The sequence below is a fragment of the Amycolatopsis sp. GA6-003 genome, assembly GCF_046267895.1.
Classification (GTDB): Bacteria; Actinomycetota; Actinomycetes; order Mycobacteriales; family Pseudonocardiaceae; genus Amycolatopsis.
Genome location: NZ_CP176499.1, coordinates 6,940,459 through 6,953,163 on the forward strand (window position 1 = coordinate 6,940,459; position 12,705 = coordinate 6,953,163).

Consider the following 12,705-nt stretch of genomic DNA (forward strand, 5'->3'; position numbering starts at 1 on the left):
TTGAGCCAGGACATCCGGGACCGGTCCCGCCGCGCCGCGCTAGCTTGGCCGCCTTCTGGCGATGGAGGAGGGGTCTGGTGGCGGAACGAACGGTCGAGCGGACCAGGCGGCTGCCGGCAGGCGCGGCACTCGCGATCGGCTTCGCGGTGCTAGCGGCCGTTCGGGAGACGGCGTTCCTGATCTGGCCGTCCGCCACGGTCCCTTCGGCTCAGCCGAGCGGCCGCTGGGACCCGGTCGACGCGTGGTCGCTGATCGCCGGGTACGTGCCCGCCGACGACGGCACCCTCTCGAGCAGCATGCTCGGCGGCCTGGTCAGCCAGGTCCTCTGCGGGGTGTGCTGCCTGGCCGGCGCGATGCTGCTGGCGCTGCGCAACCCGCTCGGCCGCACGCTCGTTCTGCTCGGCGCGGGCAGCAGGCTGCTGGTGGTCGCGGTCGCCCTGGTGGTCGCGTTCGTGCCGATCGACGGCAGCCGCGTGCTCGACCTGGACGGCGTCGGCGGCGGGTCTCTCGTGCGTTTCTTCCTGATCGACGCGGATTGGGTGCTGCCGCTGCTGGTATGCGCGTTCGCGACGGGGCGGCGCGCGAAATCCTGGGTGCGGCCCCGTTAGACCGTCTTGAACGTGGCCATCATTCCCATGTCTTCGTGCTCGGCGTTGTGGCAATGGAACATGTACCGCCCGCGGTACCCGTCGAATCGCGCGATCACCTCGACCGCTTCGCCGGGCTGAAGGTCCACAGTGTCCTTTCGGCCCACGTCGTGCGGCGCGGGATCCTTGCCGCCGCGGGAAAGCACCTGGAAGTGCACCAGGTGCAGGTGGATCGGATGGTGCAGGTCCGCCACGAACCGCCAGATCTCGACGTCGCCGAGTTTCGGCTGGGCCGCGATGCGCGTCGGAGTGAAAGCCTCGCCGCCGATGGTCCAGCCGTGCCTGCCGTTGAACTGTCCACTTCGGAACGCGAACTCGCGCGTCACCGTCGCTTGTGCCCGGTCGAGTCGCTCCACTTCGGACAGCCGCGCCGGGATGCGGCTGTCCTCTTTGGCCCGGCGAGCGACGCGAAAACGCATTACCCGTGCGGTGGACCCGGTGCCGATCCGGTTGACCAGCGTTACCTCGGTACCCACCGGATAAGCGCCGAAATCGACCACCAGGTCGTACCGTTCGGCGGGCGCGATCGGCAGATGCTCGTGGCCGCGCGGGGCGTCGAGCAAGCCTTGGTCCGAGCCGATTTGCGTGAACGCCGGTCCGCTCGGCGGCGGCGGATCGAGGGCGAGGTCGTACCGGCGGGCGTTGGAACCGTTGAGGAAACGCAGCCGATACCGGGTCGCCGACACTTCCGCGACCGGCCACGGGGCTCCGTTCACCAGCAATACGTCACCGAGAACGCCTGCCGCGTAAGCGTCTTCGACCCCGGGCACCGACCGAAGGGACGGATCCAGCGACGGATACCGCATCGATCCGTCTTCGGCGAAAGCGCGGTCGGTGATCACCAGCGGCAGTTCGCGCTCCCCGCGCGGCAGCGGCAAGGCGTCTTCCTCGTCGTCGCGGACGATGTGCAGCCCGGCGAGGCCGCGGTAGACGGCCGGACCGGTGAAATCCATCCGGTGGTCGTGGTACCAAAGCATCGCGGCCTTCTGCCGCAACGGATACGTGTACTCGCGGGTGCCGGTAATGACGACGGCGTCCGGATCGGCCATCCCCGCGTGGCCGTGCCCGGCGCCGGCCAGATACCGGCCGTCGGCGGGCAGGACGAGGTCGGTGGCGTATCCGTCGGACTCCGGTGGCGTGCGTCCGCCGTGCAGGTGCACGACAGTCGGCACCGGAAGTTCGTTGCGGTGCCGGACGATCGTGGTGCGGCCGCTGCGGGACTCGATCGTCGGCCCGGGGAAAATGCCTTCGTAACCCCAGATCGGCGTGCGCAGCCCGGGCAGGATCTCCGCGGTGCTCGCCCGTTGTGCGATCTCGTACCGGTCGACGCCGCCGTCGCGGGATACCGGCTTCAGCACCGGCGGCAGCGGCAACGGGACCTGAAACGGTTGCGGCAGCGGCACTTCGCTGGTCAGCATTTCACCGGTGACGGCGGCCGGGCGCAGCAGCCGCGGGGTGACGAACCCGGCGGTGAGCACGACCCCGGCGCCGCCGGCCAGCCCGAGAAACCGGCGGCGCGACATCCCGCTCATCGCCGCGCCCCGGTCCGCCAGATGCCGAACAACGTCCCGAGCGCGATCGCGACCAGCGCGACGCCGAGCGGAATGTGCAGGTCGAGCGCGCCGGCTTGGCCTGCGAAGTACTGCGCGGTCTCGCCGCCGGCCAGCAGCAGGCTCGCCCAGAACGGCCACTGGACGCCGCCGCGCCACCAGTACAGCGCGGCCGGCACAAGCTGTATCAGCGCGACCGTCGACACGATGTTCGCGCCGAGTTCGTGCATCGCCAGCATGTCGTAGTCGCCGATCAGATACCGTCCGGCGAACACCGGCTGGCCGAGGATCGCGATGGCGTGCACCGTCACGACCGCCCGCAGCACCACCAGCAACGTCCGCCCGCGTGTCAGGGCCGCTTCGGCCACCGTTCCCCCTTGTGCGCGTAAGTCTTCCCCCGTTCAGACGCTAAGCTGAAGTTCTCATGCCGTCCAAGACCAAATTCGGCATATATTCATGACCTCGGAGCTATGAAATGGACCTGCTTCAGCTGCGCTACTTCCAGGCGGTCGCCTACCGCGGCCACCTCAGCCAGGCGGCGGCCGAGCTGCACATCGCCCAGCCTTCGCTGAGCCGGGCGATCGCGCGGCTGGAGGCGGATCTCGGCGTCCCGCTGTTCGAACGCGCCGGGCGAGGGCTGCGGCTCAACCACTTCGGCGCCACGTTCCTGCGCCGCGTCGACCGGGCCCTGCGCGAACTCGACGACGCCCGCCAGGAACTCGTCGACCTGGCTGGTCTGGACCACGGCCGGGTCGCTGTCGCGGCGGAAACCCTGCTCACGCTCACCGGCCTGATGAGCGCCTTCCGTGCCGAGTACCCCGGCATCGAGCTGCGGCTTTACCAATCGTCGGCGGAAACCATGGCGCAGCAGCTGTGCGCGGGCGAGGTCGACCTGTGCTTCGCCTCGCAGCCGCTGCGGCAGCCTGGCCTGCAGGCGAAAGAGCTGCTGCGCGAGGAAGTGCTGCTCGCCGTGCCCAGCACGCATCGGCTGGCGCGCCGCAAACGCGTCCGGATGGCGGATCTCGCGAACGAGCCGATGGTGACCACCCGGCCCGGCTACTGGCCGCGCACGCTGGCCGACCGCCTTTTCGCCGAGGCCGGGATGGAACCGAACTATTCCTGCGAGAGCGACGAACCCGGCGCGACCGGCCAGCTGATCGCGAGCGGCCTGGGGGTCGGCCTGGTGCCGGAGGTCGCCCGGCAGGCCGCCAAGGACGAGGCGGCTGTCGGGCTTCGGCTGGATGTTCCGGATTGCTCTCGGACGTTGACCGTCGTGCGGCGCGCGGACGCGTATCTTTCCGCGGCGGCACAACGGTTGACGGAATTCGCGACGGCCTACTTCGCCTCCTGAACCGCCAGCGCCGGAAGGAACCGGACCGCGGACGTAACCGCGATCTCGATCCGGCCGTGCACGCGCGGATTCAACAGCACGGTGCCGTCGAAATCCCCGCTGGAGGCGAAGATCGCGACCGGCAGCGTCAGGGCTTGGAAGAAGCCGAACAACGGCCGCAGCGCGTGCTCCAGGACGAGCGCGTGGTGCTCGCCGCCGCCGGTCGCGGCCAGCAGGACGGGTTTGTCGACGAGCGCGTACTGGTCGACCAGGTCGAAGAACTGCTTGAACATCCCGGGATACGAACCGCGGAACACCGGCGTCGCCGCGATCAGCAGGTCCGCCTCTTCGGCTCTCCGCAACGCCGCCTCGACCTCCGGCGGCGCGTCCGGCCGTTCGATGATTCCGCCGAGCCCCAGCCGGTAGACGTCGATCCGCGACGCTTCCACGGGAACCAGCCCGCCGAGCGTGTCCAGAATGACGTCCACCAGCCCCATCGTCTTGGACGGCCGGCTCGGGCTCCCGTTGACGACCACCGCCCGCAGCCCGCTCACGCCGCGATCTCCCGCCGCACGACCGGCGCGACCTCGGCGCCGAACCGCTCGATCGCGGCGAGATGCTCCTTCTGCGGCACCCCGCCGAAACCGAGCTGGACCAGCACCCGGTTCAGCCCGTAGAACTCGTGGTAGGCAAGCAGTTTCTCGATCAGCTCCGCCGAACTGCCCACCAGCAGCCCCGACCCGGGCGAAGCCTGTGCTTCGAAAGCGGCCCGCGAGATCCGCATGCCTTCGCCGCGTTGATGGTTGTTCTCCAGCATGCCCTGCGCGAAATAGGGATACATGGTCTCGCGCGCCTCCTGGCTGGTGCGCCCGGCATACCCGTGCACGTTGATGCTGATCGCCGCCGGCTCGTGCCCGGCTTCCCGCGCCGCTTGCCGGTAGAGCTCGGCGGTCTGCTCGTGCTGCGTCAACGGCCCCAGCAGCAGCGCCAATGCCATCGGCAGCCCGCGCCGACCGGTGCTGACCGCCGATGCCGCGGACCCGCCGACGCCCACCCAGATCGGCAAGCCGTCCGCACGCGGGGCGATGTCCGCTTCGTCGAGCGGCGCGCGGAACTTTCCCTTCCAAGTCAACGGGTTCTGCTCGCGGATCGCCAGCAGGAGGTCGAGCTTCTCGCGGAAGAGTTCGGCGTAGTCGGCGAGGTCGTAGCCGAAGAGCGGGAAGGATTCGGTGTACGACCCGCGGCCCGCGATGATTTCGGCCCGGCCTTCCGACAGCAGGTCGAGCGTCGCGAACTGCTCCCACACCCGCACCGGGTCCTCGGAGCTCAGCACGGTCACCGCGCTGGTCAGCCGGATGCGCTCGGTGCGCTCGGCGGCCGCGGCGAGCAGGATCGAGGGCGCGGACCCGACGAAGTCGGTGCGGTGGTGCTCGCCGACGCCGAACACGTCGAGCCCGACCTGGTCGGCGACCTGCGCCTGCTCGATCGTCTCGCGCACCCGCTGCCGCGGCGAGGGGAGCTTCCCGGAAACCGGGTCCCGGGTCAGTTCGCCGAAGGTCATGACGCCGAGCTCGAACGGCCGCGGCCCGGCGGTCTGCGGTTCAGCCATGGTCGGTGCTCCTTTCCGGTGCCCGCCGCCGCGTCGCGGACGGGCCTGCCGGAATTAACCTGTCTGCGCAGACAACTATTTCCGGTGGTGGCCGCGATCACCCGTTTGCCGGGCCCCGGTTACCGTGTGGCCATGGCGAGCGACGGTCTGCGGGACCTGGAACAGGAGGCGTGGAGCGGGTTCCTGCGCACGCACGAGCGGCTGTGGCGCGCGCTGGCCGACGGGCTCGCGCCGCTGAACGTGAGCATGGCGGAGTACAGCGTGCTGGCCCTGCTGGCCGAGGCGGGCGACGCGGGCATGCGGATGACCGACCTCGCGCAGCGGCGGCTGATGTCCACCGGCGGCTTCACCCGGCTGGCCGACCGGCTCGTCCGCCGGGGGCTGATCGAACGCCGCCAATCGGCCGTCGACGCCCGCAGCTTCGACGCGGTGCTGACCGCGCAGGGCCGGGCGCTGATGCGCAAAGCCCGCCGCCGCCATCACGAGGACCTCCGGACGCTGTTCTTCGACCGGCTGGACGACGAGCAGCTGCGCCTTCTGGCCTCCGTGTGGCGGAATCTCGGGGACGGCTGAGCCGCCCCAGGCGGGGTGATTTGCCCGATTCTCGACCATGGACGGTTGTTGCCCGGTCACGAACTGCTCATGCTGAACAGCTATTCGGCACGAGCAGGGGAAGCCAGATGCAGCAGCAGAGCTTGGCGGTCCGGTGGTCGGCGCGAACAGTCCGGTCCGGCCCGTTCCACCGCGCGTTGTCCGAGGCCGTCGACCGGCGCGGGCTGTCCCTTTCGCGGCTGCGCGCCCATCTCGCCGCGCACGGGGTTTCGGTCGCCGAGTCCACGCTGAGTTACTGGCAGCGCGGTCTGCGCAGCCCGTCCGCGCCCCGCTCGCTCGATGTCGTGCGCGCTCTGGAGTCGGTGCTGAACCTGCCGCCGGACAGCCTGGTCGTGCTGATCGGACCGCACCGGACCGCGGACGCCGACCGCCGTCCGTCGCTGCCGGAACTCCAGCAGAGCTGGGCGGAAACGTTCGCGCTGCGCGACGAGCTGAGCGGAACGCCGGGTGTGGAGGAGAACGCCGATCTCGACGTCGCGACGGTGGTCGACGTACTGACGCTCGGCGCGCAAGGCCGGACCGAGGAGATCTCCTCGACCATGGTGGTGCGGGCCCGGAGATCCGGTCCGGACAGCTTCCTGGTGACGCACCAGGACGAGGAGGGCAGCGACGTCACGGCGACGGAGATCGTCGCGGTCGACGGCTGCCGGGTCGGGCGGGTGCGCCGCAGCGCGCGGTCGGCGGGGATGGTGTTCGAGGTGCTCTTCGACCGGGGCCTTGCCGAGGGGGAGACCCACACGTTCGGCTTCACGCTGCGTCCCGCCGCCTCGGTCCGGCCGGGGAGTTTCCACCGGGTCGTGCGCTCCCGCATGTCGGCGTACCTGCTGCGGCTGCGCTTCGACCCGGCCGCGCTGCCCGCGCGCTGCCTGCGGACCGTCCGGCCCCGGGAGGACCTGGAGCTGCTGGTCCGCGAGCCGCTGTTCTGCGGGCCGGGGAACACGATCAGCGCCTACTTCGAGGAACTCGGCGTCGGCATCGCCGGGGTCGATCTCATTTGGGACTGATCCGCCGTTTCGTCCAGCGCCACAACAGGAACGCGCCGCCAGCGGCCACCGCGGAACCGAACACGATCAGCCCGACGGTCAGCGAACCGGCCGGTCCGGTGTCGCGCTGGAGGGTCTGCTTGAACCCGATCCCGCCGCTGCGCTGGTAATCCGAACCGGGCAGTTTGTCGGCATAGCGGGCATGCACCTGCCGCTGGTACTCGGCGATCGGGGTGAACTGGCCGACCGGCGACTGCGGAAGGCTGGCCTGCAACAGCACGACGCCGTCGCGGCCGAGGTCGTACCAGCCGTTGATCTGCGGTTCGTTCAGCAGCACCGAACCCGGGCGCAGCCGGGCGCTGAGCGTCTCCTCGTCGTTGCCGGACAACACGTTCCCGACCGACCAGCCGTTCGGCGCGGTGCGGTCGGGCGCGGCGCGGAGGGTGGCTTTCGCGCCGGTGGCCGCGGTGGCCGTCACCGCGATCGCCCGCAGCACCCCGGCCGGCGCGCCCGGTTTCGCGGTGACGAAGTCGGGGTTGAGCGTGTAGACCGGGAAACCCTGGTTCCCGAGGGTGATCCGGCCCGGATCGGCGTGGCCGACCTGCCGGAAGTTCGACTTGGCGAAACTGATCGCGCGTGCCGTTTCCGCGGCTTTGACCGCGGCCGCGACGTCCTGCTCCGACGGCGGCGCGACCCACGAGGCCCCGGCGGCCTCGGCGGGACCGGCGGACAGGAGCGCCGCGACCGCGATCGCCGCGCCGGCGGCGAACTTCCGGCAGATCTCACCCATGGCGGCTCGTCAGCCCTTCTTGATGTTGACGATGGTGTCGTTCCAGGTGAACTGGGCGTTGCGGCGGTATTGGTTGTAATCCCAGGTCTGGTACCGCTCGTAGCTCGGCCACGGGTCGCCGACCATCAGCGACTGGTTCGAGCTGTCGTACCCGTAGATCACCTCGGCGTGCCCGCCGCCGGAGGTCCAGTAGATGCCGGTCAGGTTCAGGATTCCGGAGTTGACCTGGTTCTGGACCGAGGAGTAGCTGATCGGCCCGTTCGCGTCCTGCGCGGAGAACCCGGTGCCCTGGAAGCCCTGCACGATCTCGTAGATCTGGCCGCCCTCGTTCGGGCAGTATCCGGCCTGCGTGCCCTTGCCCGCCGCGCAGAATTCCTCCTGGGTGGCGGTGCCGCCCTGCGACTGCTCGATGCTGGAGCCGTCCGCGGCCCAGCACCACTGGTCGTTTTCCTGCACCTGCTGGTTGTATTCGAGCTGCTTGGAGGCGGGCAGCGCATGCGCGACGCGTCCGCCGAGCGGCTGGACTTCCTGCACCTGGGTGTGCGTGGCGGTCTTGATGAGGCCGTTCGGCTGGTTCGCGTCGTTGGCCGACTGGGCCAGCGCGGTGCCCGGAAGCAGCGCCACGGCAAGCGCGGCTGCCCCGGTCGCCACCGTTATCCGGACTGTCCGCCGGGTGGGTCGGTAATCCATCGAATCTCCTTGTGCCAGACGGGGAAGGGAGCTTGCCGGGGGTGCCCCGGCCGAGCATCACTGTGTGCTGCCCGCTCCCGCAGGGCAACGGCTCCGGCACGCGGTGTGAGTGTTCACAGCCGGTTTCGCGGGAAAACGACTGGCCCAGCCGCGGTTTCGCTCACCGCGGCGACCGGTAATTCGCAATATTCACCGCGCGTTCACAGGCGATGAACCGCGCCGGAGGAGGTCGGTCCACAAGGGACTGGGGGATTACGGCAGGCTGCGCCGGAGTGCGTCCCGGAGCAGTTCCGGAGGCGTCGATTCCGGATACAGCACCGCCTGCATGGTCAGTCCGTCGACCACCGCGGACAGCCGGACCGCCTCGACGGTCAGGTCCAGTTCTTCGGGAAGCCGGCCGAGCGCGACCGCCTCGCGCAGGATCCGCGCGATCAGGTCGCGCAGGTACCGGTGCTGGGCCTCCGCGCTCGCGCGGAACGCCGGGCGGGTGCGGGCGGCGACGGTGAACGCGAGCCAGGCGACCGCTTCGTCGCGGCGGTCGTCGTCGAGCGGGAGGAATTCGGCGAGCAGGTCTTCGACCAGCGTCCGGCGGCCGGTTTCGGCGGCGAGCAGGGCGTCCGCGCGCGCCGCGACCCGCTCGCCGATCCGATGGCCGAGCTGGTCCATGGTGAAGATCATCATCGCTTCGTGGTCGGCGAAGTAATGCCGGATCGACCCGATCGCGAGGTCCGCTTCCTTGGCCACGTTGCCGAGCGTCGCGCCCTCGACGCCGGAGCGGCGCACGACGCGGACCACGGCCTCGCTGACGGCCTTCCGCCGGTCCTCCGGCACCACGATCTTCGGCATGGTTGCGGTTATAGCACGACGATGCCACGATGGATTTAGCATCGAGGTGCTAAAAAGGGGTCTGGGGAGGGATCGCGATGAGCGGATGGGTCCTGGCGGGCTTGGTCGTCGGCGTCGTGGTGATGCTGGTGTTCCGGATGCTCGGGGAGCCGCTGAACTGGCGGGACACCGTCGCGCCGCCGGTCGTGCTGATCGCCATCGGCATCGCCGGGGTGGTCGGCTTCCCGGGGCTGACCAGTACCGACGTGTGGTGGATCGTCGGCAGCTGCGTGGTCGGACTCGCCTTCGGCGCGGCGCGCGGCGCGACGATCCGGCTGTATGCGAAGAAGGGCGAGTTGTGGCAGCGCTACCGGAAATCGAGCCTCGCGCTGTTCGTGCTCGGCGTCGCCGCCTCGGTCGGATTCACCATGCTGGCGGTGAAATTCGGCATGCACGAACAGGCGAGGCCGCACCAGTTGGCGATCGGCGTCAGCTTCGCCGGCGAAGCGCTGGTGCTCATTCCGCGCGGACTGCTCTCGGAGGTGCCGTTCGCGAAGGACAAGGAACGGCCGTGGGACAAGTGGCTGCGCTCCCGGTGACTCCGCTCCCGGTGCCTTCGCTCAGGACAATTCCGCCTGCCGTCGCCGCAGTTCGTCGATGACCTGGTCGACCACGGCGCGGTGGGCTTCGAGCCGGGCGAGGGTCAGGCTGAGCGCTTCCTGGACCTGTTCGACGTCCTCGGCGGCGATCTCGACGTGGTCCGCCCGTACGGCGGTGGTCGTGCCGACGACCAGCGGACGGTCGGCGCGGGGGAGAAGCCGCCCTTGCGGTTCCCGGTCGAGCCAGGACGCCAGGTCGCGCGTCTCGTCGTCCAGCCGCACCGTCCACGACTGCCGCCGCCGCGCCTCGCGTCCGGGATCCCGGTGTTCCCATCCCGCGACGATCATGTCTTCGATGGCCTTCGCCGCCGTGCGGCACGCGACTTCCAAGCGCGGCAACGGATCCAGCCCGATCGCCGAGATCTCCTCCAGGACGGGTTCGCCCGCGGTCCACGTTCCGTCGACGGTGTGGGTTTCGGCGACGTCGTGCGCGGTGGCGAGCAAGGCGCTGATCGCCTCGCGCACCTTCGCCACGTCGGCCGGGTCGAGGTCCTCGTCGGTCAGCCGGTGCGGCGATTCGGCGCGCGGCGGGCGTTCCTTGGCCGGCCAGGAACGTTTCCCGCCGCGCCGCCGGTAGTGCTGCTGCATCGCCTGCTTGGACCGGTTGCCGTACTCCGCCCCCAGCTGCTCCCAGGTCCAGCCGCGGTCCAGCACCGATTCGATCAGCGTGACCTCGGCTCGGTCCAGGTCGCTTCGCACGTCCGGGACCAGGTGCAACGCCCCGGCCGCGTCTTCGGCGCTGAGGTCCTCGCCGGGCTGGCGGCCGGATCTCGCCGCGCGCACCAGTTCGCCGAGGAACGGGTTCTCGCGGTGCCGGAAGTACCGGGCGGCCATTGCTTGCACAGGGTCGGTCATGAACGTCAACGTATAGGTTGACGCGGGATGCGTCAACTGATCGGTTGACGTCTTGGCTTCACCAGGTGACGGGCAGCTCGTGGACGCCGTAGATGCTCATGCCGGTCCGCAGCGGCACCTCCTCCGGCGGGACCGCGAGCGCGAGCGCCGGGAAGCGGCGCAGCAGCCCGGCGAATCCCACGCGCATTTCGATCCGGGCGAGCTGCTGGCCGAGGCATTGGTGCACGCCGTGCCCGAACGACAAATGCGTGCGCGCTTTCCGCTCGACGTCGATGGTGCCGCCTCCGGGAAAATGCGCGGGATCGCGATTGGCGGCCAGCAGCGAAAGCAGAACGGTCGAACCCTTGCTGATCTTTTCGCCGCCGAGTTCGAGATCCTCGGACGCGTACCGGAACAGGATGTCGACTACCGTGAGATAGCGCAGCAGTTCCTCGACGGCACCGGGAATCAGGTCCGGATCGGCGCGCAGCGCGGCCATCTGCTCCGGGTTCTCCACCAGGGCGAAGGTGCCCAGCGCCAGCATGTTCGCCGTGGTCTCGTGCCCGGCGAGCAGCAGCAGGAACCCGATCCCGACGAGTTCCTCGATGCTCAGGTCCTCGTCGCGGGCCAGGTCGGACAGGATGTCGGAGCCGGGATCCGCGCGTTTGCCCGCCGCCAGCTTCCCGAGATACGCCGTGATCTCGTTCCACGCGGCCATCTTGTCCTCGAGGGTTTGGTCCCGCAGCATCATCTGCGCGGAATTCCTCTGGAACGTCTCCCGGTCGGAATACGGGACGCCGAGCATTTCGCAGATCACCAGCGACGGCATCGGAAGCGCGAATTCCTTCACCAGATCGACCGGCTTAGGACATTCGGTGAGATGATCGAGCTGCCGCCGCGCGATTTCGCCGATGTGCTCCTCGAGCCGTTTCATCCGGTTCACCGTGAACGCGCCGGTGAGCTTCCGGCGCAGCCGGGCGTGGTCCGGCGGGTCCATCGTGATGAACAGGCCGGGCACCTGCGGCGACGGGCCGAACTCCTCCTGTGCCTCGGGCATGCTCGGCGTTTCGTAGGGCACGTGCACCTGCCCGAGGTCCTGGCGCGAGCTGAACCTCGGGTCGGCGAGCGCCGTGCGGACCGCGTCGTAGCCGGTGACCAGCCAGCCGTCGTGCCCGTCCGGGAACTTCAGCGGGCTCACCGGCCGGGTCTCCCGCAGCCGGGTGATGGCGGACGGCGGCGCGAACGGTCCCGCGTCGCGCTCGAGCGGCAGGCCGGGTGGGCGGGTCATCTTCGATCCCCTCTCCGTGGTGGTGCGACCAGCGTCACCGCGGCGGCTGACATCCCGCTGACACGCCGCTGGCTCGACTACCATTCGGGCATGCCGGATACGCAGTACGAAGACCTGCTTCAGCACGTGCTCGACACCGGGGCGGAGAAGGGGGACCGCACCGGCACGGGCACGCGGTCGATCTTCGGGCACCAGCTGCGCTACCGGCTGGCCGACGGATTCCCGCTGATCACCACGAAAAAAGTGCACTTCCGGTCCATCGCGTACGAACTGCTGTGGTTCCTGCGCGGCGACTCGAACGTCACCTGGCTGCGCGACCACGGCGTCACGATCTGGGACGAATGGGCGGCCGAGGACGGCGACCTCGGCCCGGTGTACGGCGTGCAGTGGCGGTCCTGGCCGACGCCCGACGGCGGGCACGTCGACCAGATCAGCGAGGTCCTGCGCACGCTGCGCGAGAACCCGGATTCGCGCCGGATCATCGTGTCGGCCTGGAACGTCGGGGACATCCCGCAGATGGCGCTGCCGCCGTGCCACGCGTTCTTCCAGTTCTACGTCGCCAACGGCGAACTGTCCTGCCAGCTGTACCAGCGCAGCGCGGACCTGTTCCTCGGCGTGCCGTTCAACATCGCCAGCTACGCCCTGCTGACGCACATGATCGCCGACCAGGTCGGCCTGGGCGTCGGCGATTTCATCTGGACCGGCGGGGACTGCCACATCTACGACAACCACGTCGAGCAGGTGCGCAAGCAGCTGTCCCGGGACGCGCGGCCGTTCCCGACGCTGAGCCTGAAGCCGGCGGACAGCCTGTTCGACTACCGCTACGAGGACATCGCGCTGGAGGGCTACGACCCGCATCCCGGCATCAAAGCCCCGGTGGCGGTGTGA

Annotated in this window: 15 protein-coding genes; 6 read left to right on the forward strand and 9 right to left on the reverse strand. The window is 69.7% G+C overall.

Going from position 1 to position 12,705, the window contains the following annotated elements; all coding sequences use genetic code 11:
- Nucleotides 1–77: 77 nt before the first annotated feature.
- Entirely contained in the window at nt 78–608 is a 531-nt protein-coding gene (locus tag F9C12_RS31525) for a hypothetical protein (RefSeq protein WP_409462791.1), read from the forward strand.
- Here the strand turns inward: F9C12_RS31525 and F9C12_RS31530 are convergent.
- Nucleotides 605–2,179, reverse strand: a complete 1,575-nt coding sequence (locus F9C12_RS31530; RefSeq protein WP_409462792.1) for a multicopper oxidase family protein — start codon at nt 2,177–2,179, stop codon at nt 605–607. The genes F9C12_RS31525 and F9C12_RS31530 overlap by 4 nt on opposite strands.
- The gene (locus F9C12_RS31535; protein WP_409462793.1) at nt 2,176–2,565 is read right to left on the reverse strand and encodes a hypothetical protein; all 390 of its coding nucleotides are present in this window, start codon (nt 2,563–2,565) and stop codon (nt 2,176–2,178) included. The genes F9C12_RS31530 and F9C12_RS31535 overlap by 4 nt, the downstream gene beginning before the upstream one ends.
- 107 nt (nt 2,566–2,672) lie before the next feature.
- Here F9C12_RS31535 and F9C12_RS31540 point away from each other — a divergent pair, with 107 nt between their 5' ends.
- Nucleotides 2,673–3,548, forward strand: a complete 876-nt coding sequence (locus F9C12_RS31540; RefSeq protein WP_409462794.1) for a LysR family transcriptional regulator — start codon at nt 2,673–2,675, stop codon at nt 3,546–3,548.
- Here the strand turns inward: F9C12_RS31540 and F9C12_RS31545 are convergent.
- Together F9C12_RS31545 and F9C12_RS31550 are read right to left on the reverse strand one after the other, a co-directional pair.
- Nucleotides 3,533–4,081, reverse strand: coding sequence for an NAD(P)H-dependent oxidoreductase (locus F9C12_RS31545; protein WP_409462795.1), 549 nt, complete (start codon nt 4,079–4,081; stop codon nt 3,533–3,535). The genes F9C12_RS31540 and F9C12_RS31545 overlap by 16 nt on opposite strands.
- A complete protein-coding gene (locus tag F9C12_RS31550) occupies nt 4,078–5,136 on the reverse strand; it encodes an LLM class flavin-dependent oxidoreductase (RefSeq protein ID WP_409462796.1) in 1,059 nt (352 codons plus the stop codon). The genes F9C12_RS31545 and F9C12_RS31550 overlap by 4 nt, the downstream gene beginning before the upstream one ends.
- A gap of 132 nt (nt 5,137–5,268) precedes the next feature.
- Here F9C12_RS31550 and F9C12_RS31555 point away from each other — a divergent pair, with 132 nt between their 5' ends.
- Together F9C12_RS31555 and F9C12_RS31560 are read left to right on the forward strand one after the other, a co-directional pair.
- Complete coding sequence (locus F9C12_RS31555; RefSeq protein ID WP_409185396.1) at nt 5,269–5,709, forward strand: MarR family winged helix-turn-helix transcriptional regulator; 441 nt, start codon at nt 5,269–5,271, stop codon at nt 5,707–5,709.
- A gap of 107 nt (nt 5,710–5,816) precedes the next feature.
- Entirely contained in the window at nt 5,817–6,752 is a 936-nt protein-coding gene (locus tag F9C12_RS31560; protein ID WP_409185397.1) for an XRE family transcriptional regulator, read from the forward strand.
- Here F9C12_RS31560 and F9C12_RS31565 read toward each other — a convergent pair.
- The 3 genes from F9C12_RS31565 to F9C12_RS31575 form a co-directional block, all read right to left on the reverse strand.
- Nucleotides 6,739–7,521, reverse strand: coding sequence for a hypothetical protein (locus F9C12_RS31565; RefSeq protein ID WP_409185398.1), 783 nt, complete (start codon nt 7,519–7,521; stop codon nt 6,739–6,741). The two genes, F9C12_RS31560 and F9C12_RS31565, sit on opposite strands and share 14 nt — an antisense overlap.
- A 9-nt stretch (nt 7,522–7,530) precedes the next feature.
- A complete protein-coding gene (locus tag F9C12_RS31570; RefSeq protein WP_409185399.1) occupies nt 7,531–8,211 on the reverse strand; it encodes a papain-like cysteine protease family protein in 681 nt (226 codons plus the stop codon).
- 252 nt (nt 8,212–8,463) lie between these two features.
- The gene (locus F9C12_RS31575) at nt 8,464–9,057 is read right to left on the reverse strand and encodes a TetR/AcrR family transcriptional regulator (protein ID WP_409462797.1); all 594 of its coding nucleotides are present in this window, start codon (nt 9,055–9,057) and stop codon (nt 8,464–8,466) included.
- A gap of 77 nt (nt 9,058–9,134) precedes the next feature.
- Here F9C12_RS31575 and F9C12_RS31580 point away from each other — a divergent pair, with 77 nt between their 5' ends.
- On the forward strand, nt 9,135–9,635 hold the full coding sequence (locus F9C12_RS31580; protein ID WP_409462798.1) for a DUF1453 domain-containing protein: 501 nt from the start codon (nt 9,135–9,137) through the stop codon (nt 9,633–9,635).
- A 21-nt stretch (nt 9,636–9,656) separates the two neighbouring features.
- Here F9C12_RS31580 and F9C12_RS31585 read toward each other — a convergent pair whose 3' ends face one another.
- Together F9C12_RS31585 and F9C12_RS31590 are read right to left on the reverse strand one after the other, a co-directional pair.
- Nucleotides 9,657–10,550 carry a hypothetical protein gene (locus F9C12_RS31585; RefSeq protein ID WP_409462799.1) on the reverse strand — a complete coding sequence of 298 codons (894 nt, stop codon included), beginning with the start codon at nt 10,548–10,550 and terminating at the stop codon, nt 9,657–9,659.
- Nucleotides 10,551–10,608: 58 nt separating this feature from the next.
- Nucleotides 10,609–11,817, reverse strand: coding sequence for a cytochrome P450 (locus tag F9C12_RS31590; protein ID WP_409462800.1), 1,209 nt, complete (start codon nt 11,815–11,817; stop codon nt 10,609–10,611).
- Nucleotides 11,818–11,907: 90 nt separating this feature from the next.
- Here F9C12_RS31590 and F9C12_RS31595 point away from each other — a divergent pair, with 90 nt between their 5' ends.
- Nucleotides 11,908–12,705: a thymidylate synthase gene (locus tag F9C12_RS31595; protein ID WP_409462801.1), complete on the forward strand. Its 798-nt coding sequence runs from the start codon at nt 11,908–11,910 to the stop codon at nt 12,703–12,705.